The 20,482-nt window shown below is 40.6% G+C and carries 19 protein-coding genes; 11 read left to right on the top strand and 8 right to left on the bottom strand.

All coding sequences use genetic code 11. From position 1 onward, the window contains the following. Window positions 1-58 precede the first annotated feature (58 nt). A complete protein-coding gene (locus tag AN393_RS12920; protein ID WP_055018278.1) occupies window positions 59-937 on the top strand; it encodes a LysR family transcriptional regulator in 879 nt (292 codons plus the stop codon). Between the two features lie 80 nt (window positions 938-1,017). Here AN393_RS12920 and AN393_RS12925 read toward each other — a convergent pair whose 3' ends face one another. Next, the gene (locus tag AN393_RS12925) at window positions 1,018-1,404 is read right to left on the bottom strand and encodes a hypothetical protein (RefSeq protein ID WP_055016103.1); all 387 of its coding nucleotides are present in this window, start codon (window positions 1,402-1,404) and stop codon (window positions 1,018-1,020) included. Window positions 1,405-1,590: 186 nt separating this feature from the next. Next, entirely contained in the window at window positions 1,591-2,049 is a 459-nt protein-coding gene (locus AN393_RS12930) for a thioredoxin family protein (protein ID WP_055016124.1), read from the bottom strand. A gap of 128 nt (window positions 2,050-2,177) precedes the next feature. Here AN393_RS12930 and AN393_RS12935 point away from each other — a divergent pair, with 128 nt between their 5' ends. The 4 genes from AN393_RS12935 to AN393_RS12950 all read left to right on the top strand — a co-directional run bounded on the left by AN393_RS12935 (window position 2,178) and on the right by AN393_RS12950 (window position 7,410). Then, on the top strand, window positions 2,178-4,736 hold the full coding sequence (locus AN393_RS12935) for a CotH kinase family protein (protein ID WP_055018279.1): 2,559 nt from the start codon (window positions 2,178-2,180) through the stop codon (window positions 4,734-4,736). A gap of 77 nt (window positions 4,737-4,813) precedes the next feature. Then, on the top strand, window positions 4,814-5,728 hold the full coding sequence (locus AN393_RS12940; RefSeq protein WP_055018280.1) for a polyphosphate polymerase domain-containing protein: 915 nt from the start codon (window positions 4,814-4,816) through the stop codon (window positions 5,726-5,728). Window position 5,729: 1 nt separating this feature from the next. Next, the gene (locus AN393_RS12945; protein WP_055016106.1) at window positions 5,730-6,317 is read left to right on the top strand and encodes a DUF4956 domain-containing protein; all 588 of its coding nucleotides are present in this window, start codon (window positions 5,730-5,732) and stop codon (window positions 6,315-6,317) included. Window position 6,318: 1 nt separating this feature from the next. Then, complete coding sequence (locus AN393_RS12950; protein WP_055018281.1) at window positions 6,319-7,410, top strand: OprO/OprP family phosphate-selective porin; 1,092 nt, start codon at window positions 6,319-6,321, stop codon at window positions 7,408-7,410. 368 nt (window positions 7,411-7,778) lie between these two features. On the opposite strand, the gene AN393_RS12955 is transcribed toward AN393_RS12950, so the two are convergent. The 3 genes from AN393_RS12955 to AN393_RS12965 all read right to left on the bottom strand — a co-directional run bounded on the left by AN393_RS12955 (window position 7,779) and on the right by AN393_RS12965 (window position 9,999). Then, window positions 7,779-8,660, bottom strand: coding sequence for an NAD(P)-dependent oxidoreductase (locus AN393_RS12955; protein ID WP_055018282.1), 882 nt, complete (start codon window positions 8,658-8,660; stop codon window positions 7,779-7,781). 496 nt (window positions 8,661-9,156) lie between these two features. Beyond that, window positions 9,157-9,345, bottom strand: coding sequence for a hypothetical protein (locus AN393_RS12960; protein WP_055018283.1), 189 nt, complete (start codon window positions 9,343-9,345; stop codon window positions 9,157-9,159). 324 nt (window positions 9,346-9,669) lie between these two features. Continuing rightward, complete coding sequence (locus tag AN393_RS12965) at window positions 9,670-9,999, bottom strand: monooxygenase (RefSeq protein ID WP_327077729.1); 330 nt, start codon at window positions 9,997-9,999, stop codon at window positions 9,670-9,672. Between the two features lie 131 nt (window positions 10,000-10,130). On the opposite strand from AN393_RS12965, the gene AN393_RS12970 reads away from it, so the two are divergent. Together AN393_RS12970 and AN393_RS12975 are read left to right on the top strand one after the other, a co-directional pair. Beyond that, the gene (locus tag AN393_RS12970; protein WP_055018284.1) at window positions 10,131-11,021 is read left to right on the top strand and encodes a LysR family transcriptional regulator; all 891 of its coding nucleotides are present in this window, start codon (window positions 10,131-10,133) and stop codon (window positions 11,019-11,021) included. 541 nt (window positions 11,022-11,562) lie between these two features. Next, the gene (locus AN393_RS12975) at window positions 11,563-12,048 is read left to right on the top strand and encodes a hypothetical protein (protein WP_055018285.1); all 486 of its coding nucleotides are present in this window, start codon (window positions 11,563-11,565) and stop codon (window positions 12,046-12,048) included. Window positions 12,049-12,075: 27 nt separating this feature from the next. On the opposite strand, the gene AN393_RS12980 is transcribed toward AN393_RS12975, so the two are convergent. After that, window positions 12,076-13,281: an anhydro-N-acetylmuramic acid kinase gene (locus AN393_RS12980; protein ID WP_055018286.1), complete on the bottom strand. Its 1,206-nt coding sequence runs from the start codon at window positions 13,279-13,281 to the stop codon at window positions 12,076-12,078. A gap of 147 nt (window positions 13,282-13,428) precedes the next feature. On the opposite strand from AN393_RS12980, the gene AN393_RS12985 reads away from it, so the two are divergent. The 4 genes from AN393_RS12985 to AN393_RS13000 all read left to right on the top strand — a co-directional run bounded on the left by AN393_RS12985 (window position 13,429) and on the right by AN393_RS13000 (window position 17,624). Further along, window positions 13,429-13,917: a GNAT family N-acetyltransferase gene (locus AN393_RS12985; protein WP_055018287.1), complete on the top strand. Its 489-nt coding sequence runs from the start codon at window positions 13,429-13,431 to the stop codon at window positions 13,915-13,917. 177 nt (window positions 13,918-14,094) lie between these two features. Beyond that, entirely contained in the window at window positions 14,095-15,123 is a 1,029-nt protein-coding gene (locus AN393_RS12990; protein WP_055016115.1) for an NADP-dependent oxidoreductase, read from the top strand. Between the two features lie 48 nt (window positions 15,124-15,171). Then, window positions 15,172-15,789, top strand: coding sequence for a glutathione S-transferase family protein (locus AN393_RS12995; RefSeq protein ID WP_055016116.1), 618 nt, complete (start codon window positions 15,172-15,174; stop codon window positions 15,787-15,789). Window positions 15,790-16,001: 212 nt separating this feature from the next. After that, the gene (locus AN393_RS13000; protein ID WP_055018288.1) at window positions 16,002-17,624 is read left to right on the top strand and encodes a methyl-accepting chemotaxis protein; all 1,623 of its coding nucleotides are present in this window, start codon (window positions 16,002-16,004) and stop codon (window positions 17,622-17,624) included. 225 nt (window positions 17,625-17,849) lie between these two features. Here AN393_RS13000 and AN393_RS13010 read toward each other — a convergent pair whose 3' ends face one another. Both AN393_RS13010 and AN393_RS13015 read right to left on the bottom strand, forming a co-directional pair. Next, window positions 17,850-18,158 carry a YkgJ family cysteine cluster protein gene (locus AN393_RS13010; RefSeq protein ID WP_055020172.1) on the bottom strand — a complete coding sequence of 103 codons (309 nt, stop codon included), beginning with the start codon at window positions 18,156-18,158 and terminating at the stop codon, window positions 17,850-17,852. A 71-nt stretch (window positions 18,159-18,229) separates the two neighbouring features. Further along, window positions 18,230-20,158 (bottom strand): ATP-dependent DNA helicase RecQ, encoded by a 1,929-nt coding sequence (locus tag AN393_RS13015; RefSeq protein WP_055018290.1) that lies wholly within the window; start codon window positions 20,156-20,158, stop codon window positions 18,230-18,232. Between the last annotated feature and the right edge of the window lie 324 nt (window positions 20,159-20,482).

Below are 20,482 nucleotides of genomic sequence, written 5' to 3' on the forward strand. Positions count from 1 at the left end.
TCATGATTTGATAACTTAAAGTTATACAATTAAGAGTTATGCAATTTAAGGTTATACAATGAACTTACATGCACTTCGGGTGTTTTATACAGTGGCTAAATTGGGTAGTTTTTCAGGCGCAGCCGAAGCGCTTTTTATAAGCCAGCCTGCTATATCAAAGGCTTTAAAAGAGCTAGAGCATCAGTTAAATATTCAACTTATTGAACGTGCATCTAAAGGTAAAAAACTCACCTTAAGCGAAGGCGGCCAAGCCCTATACGATCACGCACGTAGTATTTTTGCTATCGAAAAAGCCGCCGTTGACGATATAAAATCGCGCACGGGGCTCAAGCGCGGTACGCTCGTTATTGGCACCAGCACCACTATTGCCAGTTATTGGCTACCGCCTTATTTAGCTAAATTTTGCGCCCAATACCCACATATAAAAGTAGAAGTGCAAGTGGCTAATACCGCGCAAATTGAGCATGCGTTGCTAGAGTGCACTATCGATTTAGCATTGGTTGAAGGCACACCTACCGAGCCACATATAATAAGTAAGCACTGGCAAAACGATTTAATGAGTGTCGTTATACCGAGTAACTTTAAGCCCACTAAAAACTTAAAAGCATGGTTAAACAATCAATTTTGGCTACTGCGCGAGCCTGGCTCTGGCACGTTAGAAATGTCGGTAAAGTTATTAGCAGAGCACGGCATACAAGCAGAGCAAAGTATGCAATTAGGCAGCAACGAAGCCATAGCAAGGGCCGTCGCTCAAGGTATGGGAGTCGCTTTATTGCCAAATGTAGTCACTGAAGATTTAGTACAGCTAGGTAAATTAACACGCCTGAGCCAAAAAAATAACGAGCAACTCTCTCGACCACTTTATCAACTGCATTATAAAGACAGACCGTCTTCACACGCTGCGCAAGCGTTCGAAAAAAGCCTGTTTAGTGGGTAGTGATTATGTGAGTGAAATTAGATCTGAGCTGTAAGGCAGGTAATAAAAAGGTTATGTAACATGAGTCGCTTGTAGTGGTGTTACCTTAATTTATTATATATAAGCCAGCTAGTTAAACCCATTGAAAGTACTAATAAATGAAGAACCAATGTTTCACGATTAAATTCACCAAATAGACTAAGTAAAAAAACAGGAAGTATACTTAAGATTAAAACTACCGGTAATTTAAATAAATTTAACTTTTGGAGTAATAAGCTAATAGGTAATCCGTAAATGAACATTAAAGGATAAAAATAAAATAAACTTCCCAACCCTATTGATACACCAAAACCAACTCCTGAAATTAATGAACTAACAGAAGTATAGTTTTCGATACCCGCATAGAAATAACAAAAACCAAGGACTGGTAATGCAATTAAAGGACTAAGAATCGCAGCAATCAAATTTTTACGTAGATCTTTAGACATATTAAGAAATGCTACAACGAGCTTGTAGATTAATTCGTTTTTTATTTGTTTTAATTGATATGCAAACCATAGCTGAATTCCTATTTTTGCTCAGCCAAAGGAGTTAAACCTCGACTTCACACATTAAAATACTCATGAGCTAGTCATAACAGCTAACCGGTAAGCTCTCATATTCCTAAGCTCTACTCACAAACCCTGTGTTAAATCTTGTGCTAACGTACCCGTTGGCTTTTCAACTACGCGAACTAACTCTTTGCCATTTTGTTTAACAATAAACGTAGGTGTGTATTGCAAGTCGTGCGCCTGTGCTATTCCGGCGTCGTCTTGCTTGTTGTAACCCACGGCCACATATTTAACGCTTGCAAGTTTTACCTTAGATTCATCAAGTAACTTAATAAGCTTTGGCACTTCGCGATGGCTGTCGTGGCACCAAGTGCCAAATAATACAACTAATGCCTTGCCTTCTAGCTTTTGCATTAGGGCTATATCTTGCTCGGTTGGCGTAAATGCGTTGTACTGCTTATTAAACTTATCGTAATCGCTTAACAGGGTTTGAGTACTTATCTCGCCTGAAAATGGCGCAGTAGCGGCATTACTTACAAGCGGCATGCTTAACGCGCACAATAAAATTAATTGTTTAAACATAAGGTTAAAGTAACTTTTAAAGTGAGTAATTAAGCTCACTATACTGAAGATTACTAAAAGTTTACACATTGTTTGCACCTTCTATTTTTATAGTTTGCCCACTTTAATAAAATAATAAGCGTGCATACATGAATATAAAACCTTTTATATTTTATTCAGTTATCGCCTCTACTACATTTTTATATGGCTGTGGCGGTACTGAGCAAACAACCGACAGCAGCACAGATCAAAGTACTGACTCATCATCAACAATCACGTCAACTGGTTTAGTTATTAACGAAATTGTCGCAAGCCCAAGCGATACAACCTACGATTGGATTGAGCTATACGCCACTGAAGATATAGCCGACTTATCGGTATTTTCACTTGTTGATGATAACGCCGACAGAGAGCCTCAAGCTTTACCCGCAGTAGCGCTTTCGCAAGGTGAGTTTATTGTTATTCAAGCCATTGATGAAACCGATACACCGCCCGATAGCGGTTATTACGTTACCTTTAAACTAGGCAGCGACGATGCGGTTACGTTATACGAGGACGGCACTGCTATCTCTGTACTTGATTGGGAAGAAGGCGAAGCCGCTGAAGGCTTTAGTTATGGCTTATACACCGATGGCACCGGCACCGCGCAAACACTAACGCCAACACAGGGCGCAGCTAACCAAACAGCCGATACCTCTACACTTGTTACAACGCTAATTGCTGAAGATGCCCCACTTCGTATAAACGAAGTAGTAGCAAAAGACAGCAGCGGCGGCGAGGACTGGATAGAGCTTTATGTAACAAGCAGTAGCGATGTTTATTTAGCAGACTACACACTAAGTGATGACAATAACGAACAATTTTCTCTACCCGATATTACGTTATCGCCCGGTGAGTTTTATCGTATTTACGCAAGCACCGATGATTTAGGCGATCTGCCAAGCGTTGCGTTTAAATTAGGCGCAAGCGATACCGTAAGCCTTTACAGTAACAATGTAATTATAGAGCAGTTATCGTGGAATAAAGGCCAAGCGCTAAGTGGTTACAGCTATGGCCGCTACCCAGATGGCAGCGATGCAACTGCGGTATTAACTCCAACAGAGCTCAGCTCAAACAGCCAAGCAACCCACGGGCCACTCGTTATTAACGAAGTGGTGGCAAGTGCCGCAGACGATGGCAATGACTGGTTTGAGCTATACAATAACAGCGAAAATACAATTAACTTAGCCAACTACAAAGTTATTGATGAAAGCGACGACATAGACCCCGTAACCCTGCCCGACATAGATTTATACGCAGGCCAATACATTACTATTTATGCCACCGATGAAGATCCAGGTACTTACTACGTACCCTTTAAACTAGGCAAAGAAGACGAGCTAAGCTTAATACTCAACGATGAAGTAATTGACTACATTGACTGGGATGAAAGTGATGTAGCCACAGGCTTTAGTTACGGCCTAAGTAGTAGTACAGGCTTTACTCATGCGTTTTTAACACCTACCCCAAGTAGTGAAAATACAGTTGCAACTGCCTTTACACCCACAGCGGTAAATACGCTTTCTATTACAATTAGCGACGAAAACTGGCAAGACATTCTAGATAACCCACTAGATGAGGAGTACCACGAAACCGCTATTACCTTTAATGGGGTAACACTCGATAGCGTGGCTATTCGCACCAAAGGCGGCTCAAGCTTAAGCAGTGTTGCAAACTCTAGCAGCGACCGTTACAGCTTTAAGGTTGATATTAACGAATACGTGTCGGGGCAAACGTTTTTTGGGCTAAAAAAATTCACACTACAAAACTCGTTCAACGACCCGTCGTATATGCGTGAAGTAATCGCCTACGAGCTAATGGATGAAATGGGCGTACCAACGCCTGAGCATGCCTACGTTAACTTTTATGTAAACGGCGAACTATTTGGTTTGTACTTAATGGTAGAAGCCGTAGATGGCGAATTTGTAGAAAAACACTTTGCCAACAGTAATGGCGATTTATACAAGCCAGATGGCACAGGCAGCGATTTACTATGGCTAGGTGACGACATACAAAATTACACCGATATAAACCTGCAAACCAACGAAGAGAGCACCGATAACGGCGCCTTTATTAACTTTGTAGAATCGCTCGATAAAGGCGAAACCAGTACCATAGATATAGATACACTGCTGCGTTATATGTCGGTAAGTACTTCACTGTCTAATTTAGATAGCTACCACGGGCCGCTTGCACATAACTACTATATTTATGATGACGATGGCGTATTTAGCATTTTGCCATGGGATTTTAACGAGTCATTCGGCACATTTAACATGAACTGTAATGGCGTAGATGTAAGAGAGCTTTACATTGATGAGCCTGTAAGCGGCGCATTAAGCGAGCGCCCATTAATTGCTAATGTATTTGCCGAGCAAAACAACCTTGATACATACCACAGTTATTTAACGCAGCTTATTAATGGCTCACTTTCAAGCGACACATTTAACGCACGCGTCAATGAAATAGCCGATTTAATTCGTGAGCACGTACAAAACGACCCAACTAGCTTTTATGGCTCAACTTACTTTGAGCAAAACCTAACCTCTACCACGGGGCAGTTTTACGGCTTAACCTCGTTTATGCAGTACCGCGTAGCAAATATGGCCGCGCAGCTTGATGGCACATTGCCCTCAGCGGGTGATGGCAGCGGATTTTGCTCAAGATAAACAGCCCATCCTTTGTGCGGTGCCAGTACGCTGGCACTGCACTTTACTACTTTGCAATTTAATAATCTGAGAAAATTATGACAATTCAAGCACGTTTTAAGGATGAAATTTTTGAAAAGGACGCTTCAATATCACCAGTAGCAATTACTGCTATAAACACTAAAAATAAACAGGCACAACCTGAAAAGCCAAATGCCCGTACCCCATTAACAAGCTTAATTAACGAGTTACTTATTCCGTTTGAAGGTTACGGATTAAACGATCTTAACAACGCTAATTTAATGAACCGTGTAGACAGCAAGTTTATGCTACCACTATCGCTTTTACCTGAGCTGCTTACTCATATACAAGGGCAGTACCGTGTACTTGATATACAAGGAAAACGTTTATTTTCTTATTATAATCAGTACTTTGATACGCCCGAACTCGATTTATATAAAGCCCACCATAACGGTAAGCTTAATCGCTACAAAGTACGCCAAAGGCGCTATGTTGATACCGCTACCGAATACCTAGAAGTAAAACTAAAAAACAACCAAAGCCGCACAGTTAAAACACGTATAAAGCTCGAAAAAAATAACCAGCACGCTAACAACACGGCGTTTATTAAAGAGCAAATGCAAAACCACTTTGCACATTTAAACGTAACACAGCAAAGCGGCTATAACCGCATAGCCCTAGCTAACGAAGAAAAAGCCGAGCGCTTAACGCTTGATTTTAACCTGTGGTACAACACCCCAAAAGGCGATAACAAAATAACCTTACCGGGCTTTTTTATTGCCGAGCTTAAGCAAAGTAAAAAAACAAAACACTCCCCATTTTATAAGCTGATGAGCAAGCACCACATATTCCCAGCCTCGTTTAGTAAATACTGCATTGGCTGTGCTTTGCTCTACCCCGAGCGCTTAAAAGTAAACCGCTTTAAACCTGTTTTAGCCCGTTTAAAACACCTTAACCGCACTAACCCACTTTTACCTTTAGAGAATAATTAAAATGACCAAATTAGATCTTATTTTTCTTTCCCGCTTTTTAATAAACATCTTATCGTTGGCTGTACTTTGTTATGGCTGTTACTTTCGGTTTAGTAAAAATGCAGTAGTGGCAGGCTCGTTTATTTTATTTGGCGTAGGCGTTTTTATTATTACCTTTTTACTGCACGGGGTTGATATGTCGATGGAGTTTGCCTTTGGCCTATTTGCCGTATTCACCATGCTAAGGTACCGCACAGAGTCTATTTCTATTAAAGAAATGACCTACTTATTCCTTGTTACTGCCATTGCTTTACTGACCTCTGTAGGGCAAATGAGCCTAATTGAGCTAAGTATTCTTAATGGCATTATTTGCTTAATTGCTTTTTTGATTGACTCAAGCGTATTTGTCAAACGCTACGAAGTACAAAGCGTGTGCTACGAGCGAATAGAAAACATAACCCCGCAAAACCAAGCCACACTCATCAACGATTTAAAACAGCGCACAGGCCTAAACGTAGTGGCCGTAGATATAGAACACATCGACTTTTTAAGAGACGTAGCGCAACTAAAAGTAAGTTACTTAGCTGAAAAACAAACAAAGGTAGCCTAACATGACCCCTAAACAAACGATTACTTATGCGGCTCTTTCAGCGCTTTGCTTTGTTAGTAACGCAAGTTTTGCCAAAATTAACGACGATATAGACCTAAGCGGCTATATCATGCTCGACTACAACAAATTTGATACCGCATTACTAGAGGGGCAATACGACAGCACCAGCTCAGAAAGTACCTCTGAAATACGCCGCGCACGGCTAAGTTTTAAATCAGACATAAGCAAAGACTGGAAAAGTAAATTTCAGCTTGGCTTTGCTGATGGCGAAACCGAAATAAAAGACGCCTACCTAGAATACTCTGGCTGGGAATATGCCGATTTAACCATAGGGCAACAAAAAGAAGGTTTTGGCCTAGAAAAACTAACCAGCTCGCGTAAATTATTAATGCTCGAACGTAGCATGATAAGCGAAGCGTTTTCACCAGGGCGTAGCTTAGGTATTAGCCTTTCGGGAGACATAGCTTCAGTAAATTGGCAATTAGGTTATTACAAGCCCGATGAAGACAAAGCAACATCTGCTATTACAGGGCGCGTAGCCTGGGTGCCATGGCAGCAAGATACTAACTTATTACATCTTGGCGTTGCATTTAGTGAAAGGCAGTACGATGGCAACGAATTTAGAGTGAATGAACCTCTTGAAGTTTATACCGCCGATTCATTAATAGAAGGCGATAAAATTAATGCCGATAACCTCTCGCAACAAGGCGTAGAGCTACTATGGCTTAAAGACAGATTTACCATGATGGCCGAGTGGCAACAAGCACAAGTAACCAGTATTGAAAATACAACTAACGATTACGAAGGCGGCTATTTACAATTTGGTTATCAGCTATCAGGCGGATACCGTAAGTATAAAAACGCAAAACTAGGCGCAAGCTCAGAGCCAGGCTGGGAAATCACAGGCCGCTACAGCCTACTTAAGCTCAAGCAAGAAAACCAAGACGCAAAAACCTACGCCCTTGGCGTTAACTACACCGTAAACAAAAACATAAAATTTATGGCCGACTACATTAAAGCCGACTACTACGAGGCGGGCGGTACTATCACATCGGGTAATGCAATCTCATTAAGGCTGCAATATTCGTTTTAATGCGTTTAGTGTTTAGTAGGTTGACCTAAAACTATAAAGCCCCTGTGTTACACGTTACGTTTAATACAGGGGCTATTTTAATAGGGCTGTTATAAACAATATGATTATACACACTCTTTGAAAGTTACTTATCAAGCTGGAACTTACTCCACTAGCTTGAAAGTATTAATTACAGTGAAACTTAGTGAACAAAATATGGGCCATGGGCTAGTACAGGCCGCTATCGATAAACTAAACTTGCAAACGGCTTTAGGGGCAAAGTAAAAAACTTTTAAAAAAGTGTACTAAGGGCGAACTCGCTTTGCCTAATGTTAAAAGCAATGCATAGTAAAAATGCTACCCATGCCGAATCACTCTTAATTGCTTTGTTAGCAGCGTTTCAAAATTGGCAATACTTCTGGTGTTTCAGTATCTAGCATTTCCAAAACGCTTTTAAAGCCATGTATAGGTGACCACCCTAATTTGTCACATGCAGATGATGAATCATATACGCGATCTAAGCTTTGAGGTAGTTGCCAATCTCTTTGCTTAAATGCCAGCGCGATGTCAGGACATTGACGCTCGATGACAGATGCAGCATCAGTATATAGCGCTTCACAATCAGAAAGTTGAAAAGGTGTAGCGCCTGAGATTATAAAACGATTAAAACCACTTAAGCGTTTTTCCACAGAACATAAATGAGCGTTTGCTACATCACGAGCATCTATGCCACGAGTAAGGCGAAATACTGCCATTAAATCCGCAGGTTCAGGAAAACATCTCGACATTTGCAGCACAGTAACTGGAAGCTGAAACAACTTTGAAATTTCTTCTAGCTTAGCTTCAGCCGCAATTTTACTTTTATGATAAATCGACTTGGGTTGAGGAGTAACGTCTTCATTAATCCAACCTGCAATACCTTTAGGTGTTGAAGCATAGCCGTACAATGCAGTAGTGCTGGTAAAAATAAAGTGCTTAATACCTGCTTTTAATCCAGCCAGAGCGAGTTTCTCGGTCGCGTCTACGTTAATAGACTGAAACGCAGAATCAGGTACTAAACCCACATGGGGAGCGTGAAGAGCCGCTGTATGAATGATGACATCAACATTTTTAAGAGCCCGTTCAATCAGATCACTATCAAGAATATCACCAATGTAATCGGCTGTTGAGCAAGGCGTTTTATCAATGCCAACCACGTCATGGGTGCGCATTAATTTAATATAGATTGCACGCCCGACTCTACCGGCAGAGCCTGTTACTAAAACTCTCATCACCACACCTTACTAATGATTAGCCTCAAAGCAGCTAACAACCTTACTAGAGAACACTTACCCTATTTTAGCACGAAAACATCCCCATTTAATGAACTTATATCAATGAAAATAGTGTAAGCTATTGTCGGCTATAAATATTATGTCTTCTGAAGTTTATATAAGCATGTCAAAAAGCGGTAAATTTTCCCTTACTAAGTTAATAACGATTCACCAGAATGACTATACCTCGCCCATAACCGCCCCAAAACATTTAAGGTAAGTATGAATTTTTAATTTGGAATCTCTATTTAATGCTTTGATTAGTTAAAGCCTAAAAACCAAATAAAAAACGCAAGCCCCCCTATAAGGCGAGGCTTTGATAAGTAAGTTTCCAATAGGAGTCTGAATATTTCCCCATTCAATACTGGAATTAAGCTTATTTCTCAATTAACGCTGGAAGGGTTCACCCGTACGTTACTAGTCACTCAAGTACATTAAAGGTTTAAGGATATAGTTAATTTGATAGGTGTACGCTGGCAAACTTAGTTAGTGCGGCATCAGCAGGCACTGGTAAACCTTGATGTATTAAATCAAGATTTGACCCCTTTAACCCTTTTAAGTCAAGATTTGACCCCTTTAACCCTTTTCTTACTTTCGCCCAAACTTGATCTAAACCCAAATAAAGCGGGGGGGAATTAGTCATACTTTTCCTAACCCCGTCCATCAGAACCTAGCAAGGACTTTAGAAGATTCATGTTCAAAAATGATTTTGATCGATCGTCTGCTGATCGCTCTTAGCCAAAGTTCGAATTATTGCTATAAACTGCACTTCCAGTTTAACTCATTTCTGCCCCTTTTCGAGTTAGCAAACTGCATATTTTGCAAATTGGTTTTGACCCATTACTTGTTTCGTTCGATTTACATCAGGAGTTATTGTATGAGATTAGGCCTAATTTTTTACACGTAATATCTATAAAATTTAGGCCTCATCATTATTTCTATTTTTACTCAGGAATGAACGGTTGAATTAGCCGTTGATCGGGCCTTTATTAATGGTAGTTAATGGTTGGTTCACGTCAAAAATCACACCGCGGACCTCATCCACGCCCATCTCTTTTAAGCGTGCGCTATGCATTGCTAGGTAAATCTCTGCGCTGTGTTGGTCTTCAAAAAGGTAAACACCACCAGCCAGTTTTTCGGCTTGATTTTCTGTCCATATTTTCCAGATCATACCTGGTTCATAGTTGATAGATTTTGCTAGGTCAACGAGTGCGTTCGACATCTCTTCGCCAAATGGGCCGTTAAATTCAAAATCGACTTGTAATAATTTCATGGTTATTTCTCCAAACAGATACATGGTATTGCGCTGAGAGTCATGGTCAAATCGCAAACATAAGAGGCTTGATTGCCAGTTAGGATATATATTACCTGTAAAAAATAGACAAAAAAGTTCATAATATTGCCATTAACTGTCAGGATTTTAGACCGATGAGATTAAAAACAACCCTCGATCAATGGCAAACTCTTTATGAGATAGATCGCGCTGGAAGCATTCAGGCTGCGGCATTGCAACTAAATAAGAGCCATACCACGCTGCTTTATGCGTTGAGAAAATTGGAAGGTCAACTAGGTGTGTCGTTGGTTCAGGTTGAAGGTCGCAGAGCAGTGTTGTCTGAAGACGGTAAAGCGTTATTGCGCAGGGCTAGCAGCATACTAGAACAAGCGCGAGAACTTGAGCTAATCAGTGCACAGTTAGCAAAGGGGGTTGAGTCTGAAATAGTGGTCGCAGTTGATCATTTGTGCTGTCTTGAGCGCCTTTATCAACCGATGGTTAATTTTCTAGCTGAAAATAACAGTACATCGATACAAGTGGTAGAAACTTCGCTATCGAAGACCACTGAAATGGTCTCTCAAGAAGTGGCCGATGTTGCCATTATTAATCTACCCATTACCAATTACCCTGCGGAAGCCTTTGGTTTTACCATGATGGAGCCCGTTGTGGCGAGCTCACATCCGTTAACTAGGATGACGTCTATATCGCTCAATCAGCTCTCGATGCTACCACAAATTGTGGTGAGGGATTTAGGTTCGGTTGAAAAGCTGGGCGAGAAAAAAGATGTGGGTTGGTTGAAGTCGAGTCAGCGTATTACGGTTGATAATTTCGACCATGCCTTTAGTGCGGTAGAACAGGGTGTGGGTTATTGCAGGCTGCCAAAGCATATTGTTGATAGCCGAGGTAGTGGGAAACTGGCTATTTTGAATGTGGAAAATGGCGGTGGTTATCAGGTTCCATTACATCTGACTTTACCTAAAGGGGCAAAAACGGGACAAGCTACAAAACGTTTTTATGAATTGCTTCTAGAGTCGGTCTCTAGATAAGTGGTTTTTGTAATACTCTAAATAATCCGTTGTTCTCTAATTTAGTAATGTAACTGACTATTTTTACCCAAAAATGAGTTAGCATCCATCTGCTATTCGCTCATAGCCGACTTACTACATATTTAATGTCAGGTAGCTTGACTTTCAGGACACTCCTTTAATATGTGTTACTAGAATAAACCGCTATCCATACATTATTAAATCAAAAAAGATAAAGTATAAATTTTCAATTGGAATCTCTATTTAATGCTTTGATTAGGTAAAGCCTAAAAACCAAATTCTATTCCCTATCAAGAAAAGCCTATGAGAAAAACCCAAATAAGGAACGCAATACATTACTACAAGCCTTGCCACATATAGCTCTTCATTCCAGATGTGTGACAAACCATTCCAAAGTTGAATGAGAAAGAACATATAGCGATCTTTTTTGATCTAAAAACTGCGATTATCCACTTATGTGCAATTTGTCATAAAACTGCAATCAAAATAGGTGATAATTTAAACTCGAACTGTATTTTTTATAATCTAGAAGTTGAAGTAAATGAGCACACCAATGACGCAACTCACATTTGCGTTACAGTCTTTTGAAGATCCTCTCTCTGCGGCGATGGGCCACACAATGGAATACGAGCAGTTAACCTTACAAGCCAGTGCTATGCATGAAATAACGCTGCAATGCGTATTGCCCGACGACGCCCACGAAAACGATATTATTTCGTTGAGCGCAACGTATCCCAGTGCCCGTGATGCGCAATACTTTACTGAAAAAGCACTCACTAATGCCGATTTAGAGTGTGGTTATGTGTATTTAACGTTAAGTAAAATTACCCAAAGTCACTGTTTGGTAATGCAATTAATGCTGCACGGCTTAAACGCCACTTTAAAAAATAGTTTGCAGTTTGATATGCAAGTAAATGCGTTTGAGGCAGGTTATAAAAAACAACAGCAGCTTAAAAGCCAAGTTAAGCCTCACGGCGTTAAAAAGTACTTTCGTAATATGAGCTCAAGTTTATTTTCGTTTTTTTAATGTATTGATATACGAATTTATAAAAGCTTAATCAGCAAAACTCACTTTACCCATAGTCACCCCAACAATACCCTGCGCAGTGTTATTTAGGTGTTGCAGCTCACCGGCTAGGCATTCGTTTGCTAAAATAGCAAATAATACAGCCTCTTTTGCATCAGGGTTTATGCCTAAATCATCGGTATTTTTAAACGCTTTTATACTTGGGCACAGCGCATTAAGGTGCGCCATTAATAACGGGTTATGAATACCGCCACCACTTGCGTACACCACACACTCTTTAGCACTTTGTGTGCATTCATTTAACGCATTTGCAATTACCCTCGCGCTAAACATATTTAAAGTAGCCATTACATCTTCATGGCTTAAGTGCTGTGTATTTGTTTGCAGCTGAGCAGCATGCAAGTACGCTAAATTAAATACCTCTGGCCCCGTTGTTTTAGGCAGCTCAAGTTTAAAAAAGTCGTTGCCACACAATGCATTTAATAAGGGTGTATTTACATTTCCGGCTTTGGCTATTTTTGCGTCATCATCAAAGTGCATGCCTTTAAAATGCTGCTGCACGTACGCATCCATAATGGTGTTACCTGGACCTATGTCGCTACTAAATACGCTATTTGCATCACCGCTTTTAGGTAAAAACGTTAAATTAGCAATACCGCCCATGTTTAATAAAATGCGGTTTTCATTGGGGTTTGCAAAAAATAAGTAATCGCCATATACCGCAAGTGGTGCGCCTTCGCCCCCAGCTGCTATATGTTTTTGCCTAAAATCGCCAATTGTTGTAATGCCGGTGGTAACGGCTATTTGGTCGCTATCGCCAATTTGTAATGTGCCATTAGTAAAGCTTTTATGATTATGCTGCGACTGAGGGCAGTGGTAAATGGTTTGCCCGTGGCTGGCTATTACATCAATACTTGCCGGATTTACTTGCCAAGTATGTAAGCACTGATTAACTATATCACCATGGAGTTTACCTACCCACGGATGCAGTAAAGTTACTAGTTCTAAATTGCACTCTCGTTTGGCAAATACCTGCTTTATTTTAGTTTTATACTCGTTGTTATATTCAACGGTAGTAAAATTTAAAACTTCAATTTGCGTATTTATACCTGCGCCCGTTACTTTACACAGTGCTACATCGAGCCCATCTAACGAGGTGCCACTCATTAAACCTATAATCAAACGACTTGGTTTTTGGGCACTATTATAAAGGGCGGCTATGTGTGGGTGCATAAAGGTATCTTAAACAGGTGTCATATTTTGCTTATATTAGAGTACTTTAAAACAAAGTTATAGGCGTAAACAGTTAATCTTTGTGATTGTGCAATCTCTAATTGCTTGCTAAGTTGCCCCGTATACACCACACACTTAATTAAAACAATGATCACCCTAAGAGACTTTAAACAACAAGACGCACCACACATTATTAAAACCTTAAACGATGAACAGGTTACGCGTTTTCTATCCTCTAAAATTCCGTTTCCGTATACGCAGGCCGATGCCGATTGGTGGATAAACCAAGGCGCTAAAAATGGGATTATTAAAGCAATTATTGTAAATGAGCAATTTGCAGGATGCATTGGCATAACGCCAGGAGAGTTTGAATATAGCCGCAGTGGCGAAATAGGCTATTGGCTTAATAATCACTTTTGGGGGCAAGGAATAATAACTCACGCAATTACACAAATTTGCGATGAGGCCTTTAAAAACTCAAATCTAAACCGTATTTTTGGCGCTGTGTTTGCTGGTAATACTGGCTCTATAAAGGCATTGACTAAATGCGGCTTTGAAGCCGAGGCCATACTTAAACAAGCCATTTATAAAGATGGTGTATTTTACGATAGCCATATTTTTAGCAAACTAAAATAAACCATTTAGAATAAATACTCTGTAAAGGTTGAATTACCAGCCCCCCGCCCAAAACTCCTGTTATAAGGTACAAATTTGTACATACATATACTGCTTAGCGCGCATTATTGTTTATGCCAATTAGGTTATTAAACGCATAAACACTCGTTAAGTAGGTTAACCCAAAAGGAGATTTTTATGTCTGCAACTAGTCGTCAACTTACTTTAGCATCACGCCCGCACGGTGCCCCAACCGATGAAAACTTTGAACTGAAATCAGTAGATTTACCAGCGCTTGAAGATGGCGAGGTGCTGCTGCGCACTATTTACCTTTCACTTGACCCTTATATGCGTGGCCGCATGAGCGATGCTAAATCGTATGCCGATCCGGTCAATGTAGGCGATGTAATGGTAGGCGCTACCGTGTGCCAAGTAGAAGAGTCTAAAAACGATAAGTTTAGCGAAGGTGAATGGGTGCTTGCCTACACTGGTTGGCAAAGTTACGCCATTAGTAACGGTGAAGGCTTAATGCAATTAGGTAAAGAGCCAGAGAACCCTTCGTATGCACTGGGTATTTTAGGTATGCCAGGCTTTACCGCTTACATGGGCTTACTTGATATTGGCGCACCTAAAGAAGGTGAAACTGTTGTAGTAGCCGCCGCTACAGGGCCGGTTGGTGCAACCGTTGGCCAAATAGCTAAAATTAAAGGCTGTAAAGTGGTAGGCGTTGCTGGTGGCAGCGAAAAATGTAGCCACGCAGTTGAAAAGCTAGGCTTTGATGCTTGTATTGATCACAAAGCCGATGACTTTGCAGATCAGCTAGAAAAAGCTTGTGATAATGGCATAGATGTTTATTACGAAAATGTGGGCGGCAAAGTGTTTGATGCCGTATTGCCTCTACTTAATACCGCAGCCCGTGTTCCACTATGTGGTTTAGTATCACAATATAACTCTACCAGCCTGCCTGATGGGCCTGACCGTATGGGTATGCTAATGGGCCAATTGCTTACTAAGCGTATTAAAATGCAAGGCTTTATAATTTTTGACGATTACGGCCATCGCTACGACGAATTTGCACAAGACATGCAAAAATGGCTTAAAGAAGGCAAAGTACAATACCGCGAGCACATGGTAGAAGGTATTGAGAACACTGTAAGCGCATTTAACGATATGCTTAGTGGTAAAAACTTTGGTAAAACCGTGGTTAAAATTAACGAGCCTCTTTAAATTTTACAAAGCGTTACTGCACACGCAGTAACGCCAACAAGGACAGACATGATAAAACTACACCATTTAAATAAATCCCGTTCTAAACGTATTATTTGGCTTTTAGAAGAGCTAGATGTTGATTACGAAATTGTTGCCTACCAGCGCAATACAGAAACCTTTTTAGCCCCTGACGAACTTAAAAAAGTACACCAATTAGGTAAGTCTCCTGTTATTGAAGACGATGGTTTAATTGTTACCGAATCTGGCGCCATTACCGATTACCTAATTACTAAGTACGGTAACGGAAAGTTTGCGCCAAAGGCAGGCACTGCTGAATATGTAGATTATCAGCAATGGCTACACTTTGCTGAAAGCTCAGCTATTTTACCGCTATTACTTAAAATGTTTGTTTTAAAAGATGGCGCTAAAACAACCTTTTTAGAAAATTACGCAGACGCAGAAACCGTTAAAGTAATTAGCTACTTTAACGACCGACTGCAAGGTAAACGTTATTTAGTAGGCGACACCCTAACTGGTGCCGATATTATGATGTCGTTTATTGTTGAAATAGTTAAAAACTCAGGCCAGCTAGGTCACTTTAAAAACCTAGTAAAATACGATGAGCAATTACAAAGCCACGAGAAGTTTCATACGGCTAATGAGCTAGAAGCTAAATACGATTAAGTACAAAACACAGATAAACCAAAGGGGCTTTTAAGCCCCTTTTTTAATACGTCTGCTTCAATGATTCCCAACAATGCACTCCTCCCGATAAAGTTTGTAAAATAAATTAACAATTACCGGTCTATTATTGCTTAAATGCACTTTTTTTGGTGCATAATATTATAAATACCTCATTAATCACCTTTGGTTAGTGTTTAAATTGGAAAATAACTATGACAATCAACATGCGCCTAGTAACGGGCTTTGGCATTATTTTAGCTATGATGCTTATTTTGACTGTGATTGGTATATCGCGGGTAAGCCTTATTAATAGCAACATAACGCATATGACCGACGTAAATTCGGTAAAACAGCGTTACGCAATTAACTTTAGAGGTAGCGTACACGACCGTGCTATAGCACTTAGAGATGTAGTTTTAATAACCGAGCAAAGCACATTAAATACAGTGTTAACTGATATAAAAGAGCTGGATGCATTTTATCAAACCTCAAGTCGTGCTATGCGTGCTTTAGTGAGTGAAATGAGCAGCGAAGAGCGCGCGTTAATAACTAAAATTAACCAAATAGAACAACAAACGCAGCCGTATATTAAAGCGGTTATTAATGCTAAAAATAGCGAGAACTTAAACGAGGCGTCGCGTATTTTATTAACCGATGCCCGCCCTGCATTTACGCTTTGGTTAAACACTATAAACCAGTTTATAGATTTACAAGAGCAAGCAAATCAGGCCACAACCGTTGAAACCCGCGAAGTAGCTAGCTCCTTTGCAGTATGGATGATTGCGCTTACTGCGTTTGCTATTTTAATTGGTGCAAGCGTGGCGTACGTAATTAGTTTGCGTATAAGAGATTCTGTAGGTGGTGAGCCACAAGAAGCCGCTAAAGTAATAGCGCTAATTTCACAAGGCGATTTAACTGCAAATGTAGATTCGTGCTGCCCAAATAGCATGATGGCCTCAGTAGCCGTTATGCAAAGTAAATTAAAAACTATTGTAGATAGCATTATTAATTCATCTGATGAGCTCTCTACGCACTCGGCAAGTGTTGCCTCTGGCTCACAACAAGCACTTAGCGCAGCCGATGCGCAGGTTACCTACACAAACTCTGCAGTAAGTAGCTTAGAAGACATGAGCCGCAGTATAAACGCAGTTGCAGGCTCTGTTAAACAAACTGAAGATAACTCAAAGGTAACCGCGCAATTATCGCAGCAAGGCAGTATTGCAGTGCAAAAGGTGGCAGCCGAAATTGAGCAAATTTCCGTAACGGTTAAAGCCACCGTACATCAAGTGAATGTGCTGCAAGAACATGTAAAACACATTGGCGATATATTAAGTGTGATCCGCAGTATTTCTGATCAAACTAATTTATTAGCGCTTAATGCAGCAATAGAAGCAGCACGTGCAGGTGAATCTGGCCGAGGCTTTGCTGTTGTAGCCGACGAAGTAAGGCAGCTTGCCCAACGTACAGGCGATGCGACCGGCGACATTGAAAAAATGATTTTACAAGTGCAAGAAAACACGCAAGCGTCGGTAACCGCTATGGAAACCACCGTACCCCAGGTAGAAAATGGCTTAACTCTAACCCACGAGGCAAATGAGCTGCTTAACCAAATACAACAACAAGCCAACGACTCATTAAATAATGTGCTTGAAATTGTAGAAGCCACATCAAACCAAGTAGCAACCGTTGCACAAATTAGTTCAGGCGTTGAAGAAATTGCCAATATGTCGCAAGAAACCAGCCAATCGCTTAATAACAATGCGCAAAAAGCCGTTGCACTAGCCGACCTTTCAACAACATTAAAACAATACATTAGTTACTTTAAAGTGAAGTAATTTTTTAACGCATACAACAAAGGGGCTTTCAAGCCCCTTTATTATTTGCACGTATGTTTTTATTATGCCAATCCACATAATTAAGTGATCTATTTTGAGGATGGATAAACGTGTTGATAGCAAGGCAAAAAAATCGCTATTTAGTTGTTCTAAATGAGAATTTTTTAACGCAGATAGTGGCACGTTTAGCCCCTGAAAACGATTAAGTATTATTACGGATTGGTATTAAATACCCGCTATTTCGCGCTCAGTAATACACTCGTTTGAGGCCATTTCGAACTCGCGGCACGTAAGTGGGCGGTTTTCGTAAATAGTACACATTAGCGTGTTACGGTCGAGTGCTTGGCACCAACCGTCGTCACCTCGTTTCATTACTTCGCTGCCCCACTTATCGTAATCAATGTATTGAAAAGGCACGCCCGTGTCGGTCACTATGCGCACTTCTAATTGGCAGCAACATGCCTGGCAATTAGCGCAGGTTACAGGCTCAGGTGCAGAGGAGATAGTTTTACTTGGAATAACAGTGTTAGGCATAGTGACTTAATAAAAAAGAGTAAGCCACTAGGATACAGGAACTCATACCAATTGCATTAAATAGCTATAAATTAGCGTGCTAGTAGTTTTGCTTTTATATCGCTGTAGCGCATTTGCTCGCAAAGCGCAAAGCCGCTCAGTTGGCGTACTTTATTACGAGCAAATAATGGCACACTCATGCCCGCTAAAAAGCGGCACTGGGTTTCAATACCTACACTGTGAATGCCTTTTGTTGCCATGTGCGCTAAAAACTCATCCACTTTTTGATAAATAACGTCATCGGCAATGTGAGCAGGCTCTATTGAATACTCAAGCTTTACCGCATTACCACGGCATACACTGCAATGCCCGCATTGCGCAGGGGCATTATTATCATCAAAATAACGCGCTAAGTTATAACTTAAGCAACTTTGTAGCTCAAAAAAGCGTACCAATGCAGCTATACGTTTAATCTCGGCTTGTTCTTTTTCACTAAAATAGCTGTGTAATTGCTTTGCAAGCTCAGGGTTATTTATCACCTCACTATGCACTTTGTACACTTGGGTAATACGTTTGGTTTCAAGGGTTATTAGGTTTTTTTCGGCTAGGTAGTCAAGCGCGGCCACTACGCGTTTACGGTCAACCTGCGCGGCTTGTGTAAGGGTGTCGAAATTAAGCGTGCCCCATATTTTTTTAAAGTCGGTATGGCTAAATATTTGCGTTAAAAAGGCTTGGCGCTGCTCGTCAAACTGGCTCAGTAGTTCGTTTTTATCAACCAAAAACTTGTATTTAAAATCGGCGTAGTAAGCATATTGCGGCGTTATTGCGCCTTGCATTTCTAGTTGTACCAGCAATGTTTTAAGCGCTAGTTGGCGAATATTACTCTCGCTCGATAAGCTGTACTCTTGCATTTCCCATTGCTGGGGCTGGGCTTTAATATCGTTAATTACGTATTCAATGCCGCTAAGCTCAGGGGTGTCGCCGTACACAAAGTTTTCTACTGTGTTTAGGCCATCTAAATTAGCCAGGGTGTAGCAGTTTGATGGGTTGCAATCGCGCCCTGCTCGGCCAATTTCTTGGCTGTAGTTTTCAATTGATTTTGGTAAATCGTAATGAATAACAAAACGAATATCTGATTTATCAACGCCCATACCAAAGGCTATAGTTGCTACTACTACGTTAATTTTACCCGCCATAAAATCATCTTGAATTTGCCACCTAAGTGTATCTTCAAGCCCTGCATGATATGCAACCGCCTGTATACCTTGCGCACTTAACGTGTTTGCTACTTGCTCAGCACTTTGCTGAAGCGTTACATACACAATTCCCGGGCCGTTTTGCGCACGCACTATGTTAGTAAGCTCAGTATTTTTATCAGCTGTTTTTACACTTAGTACGCTTAAATCAAGGTTAGCGCGGTAAAAGCCCGTTTGTACAATACACTCTGGGGCAATATTAAAACGCTCACTCATATCGCGTTTTACTTTTTTAGTGGCGGTAGCGGTAAGTAATAGTACCAGTGGAATATTTAGCTCTTCGCGGTATCGCGGTAGTTTAAGGTAGTCGGGTCTAAAGTTATGGCCCCATTCCGATATACAGTGCGCCTCATCTACCACCAGCATAGACAGCGCAACTTGGCTTATAAACTCTCTAAAACGCTCGTTTTTAAAACGCTCAACCGACACCATTAATACTTTAATTTTACCATTTCGCACATCGTTCATTACAGTGCTGCTTTGCATTTGGTCTTGGCTCGAATCAAGGCTTGCCGCGTAAATACCTTTGCTATTTAAAAAGCTAATTTGATCTTTCATCAAGGCAAGTAAAGGCGACACCACCAAAGTTAAGTTAGGTAAATGCATAGCCGTTAACTGATAACACAACGACTTACCCGACCCCGTAGGAAATATAGCCAGTGACGACTGCCCATTTAAAAGCTGCTCAATAGTTTGCTGTTGCCCTGCCCTAAATTGGCTAAAACCAAAATGCTGCTCAAGTGATGTAATTAATGGCGTGGTCATAAATATCCTTTTAGGCTAGGGAATAGGCTTTAACAGCAAAAGTGCAACGTAAATGAAATATTTGCATATACCCCAAAGCATCTCAATATAAGAGTGTCTGTTGGCATTAAAAGCAATTTGGATTAACCATAAATTGCAAGTATTAGCGGCTTTGTTGCAACAATCAACAAACCAGAAAAACCTACTTTAAATCAATACAATAAAAGATTTAAAAGCATTTAATACCAGCGTTATCCCCTACTAAAGCAAGCTGCCTTTTCTGTAAAGTAACGCCTTTATGTTAGGCCCCTGTAAAGCGCTAAATTTTTCATATCAAGGCAATTT

The sequence above is a fragment of the Pseudoalteromonas sp. P1-25 genome, from assembly GCF_001401805.1.
Taxonomy (GTDB): Bacteria; Pseudomonadota; Gammaproteobacteria; order Enterobacterales; family Alteromonadaceae; genus Pseudoalteromonas.

Excerpts from the sequence above, each read along its gene's own strand:
- AN393_RS12990 (WP_055016115.1), top strand. The coding sequence starts at position 14,095 with ATGTCTGCAACTAGTCGTCAACTTACTTTAGCATCACGCCCGCACGGT.
- AN393_RS12995 (WP_055016116.1), top strand. The coding sequence starts at position 15,172 with ATGATAAAACTACACCATTTAAATAAATCCCGTTCTAAACGTATTATT.
- AN393_RS12970 (WP_055018284.1), top strand. The coding sequence starts at position 10,131 with ATGAGATTAAAAACAACCCTCGATCAATGGCAAACTCTTTATGAGATA.
- AN393_RS12980 (WP_055018286.1), bottom strand. The coding sequence starts at position 13,281 with ATGCACCCACACATAGCCGCCCTTTATAATAGTGCCCAAAAACCAAGT.
- AN393_RS12930 (WP_055016124.1), bottom strand. The coding sequence starts at position 2,049 with ATGTTTAAACAATTAATTTTATTGTGCGCGTTAAGCATGCCGCTTGTA.
- AN393_RS12965 (WP_327077729.1), bottom strand. The coding sequence starts at position 9,999 with ATGTATCTGTTTGGAGAAATAACCATGAAATTATTACAAGTCGATTTT.
- AN393_RS12940 (WP_055018280.1), top strand. The coding sequence starts at position 4,814 with ATGACAATTCAAGCACGTTTTAAGGATGAAATTTTTGAAAAGGACGCT.
- AN393_RS12920 (WP_055018278.1), top strand. The coding sequence starts at position 59 with ATGAACTTACATGCACTTCGGGTGTTTTATACAGTGGCTAAATTGGGT.
- AN393_RS12935 (WP_055018279.1), top strand. The coding sequence starts at position 2,178 with ATGAATATAAAACCTTTTATATTTTATTCAGTTATCGCCTCTACTACA.
- AN393_RS12960 (WP_055018283.1), bottom strand. The coding sequence starts at position 9,345 with ATGACTAATTCCCCCCCGCTTTATTTGGGTTTAGATCAAGTTTGGGCG.
- AN393_RS12955 (WP_055018282.1), bottom strand. The coding sequence starts at position 8,660 with ATGAGAGTTTTAGTAACAGGCTCTGCCGGTAGAGTCGGGCGTGCAATC.
- AN393_RS12985 (WP_055018287.1), top strand. The coding sequence starts at position 13,429 with ATGATCACCCTAAGAGACTTTAAACAACAAGACGCACCACACATTATT.
- AN393_RS13000 (WP_055018288.1), top strand. The coding sequence starts at position 16,002 with ATGACAATCAACATGCGCCTAGTAACGGGCTTTGGCATTATTTTAGCT.
- AN393_RS12945 (WP_055016106.1), top strand. The coding sequence starts at position 5,730 with ATGACCAAATTAGATCTTATTTTTCTTTCCCGCTTTTTAATAAACATC.
- AN393_RS12925 (WP_055016103.1), bottom strand. The coding sequence starts at position 1,404 with ATGTCTAAAGATCTACGTAAAAATTTGATTGCTGCGATTCTTAGTCCT.
- AN393_RS12975 (WP_055018285.1), top strand. The coding sequence starts at position 11,563 with ATGAGCACACCAATGACGCAACTCACATTTGCGTTACAGTCTTTTGAA.
- AN393_RS13015 (WP_055018290.1), bottom strand. The coding sequence starts at position 20,158 with ATGACCACGCCATTAATTACATCACTTGAGCAGCATTTTGGTTTTAGC.
- AN393_RS13010 (WP_055020172.1), bottom strand. The coding sequence starts at position 18,158 with ATGCCTAACACTGTTATTCCAAGTAAAACTATCTCCTCTGCACCTGAG.
- AN393_RS12950 (WP_055018281.1), top strand. The coding sequence starts at position 6,319 with ATGACCCCTAAACAAACGATTACTTATGCGGCTCTTTCAGCGCTTTGC.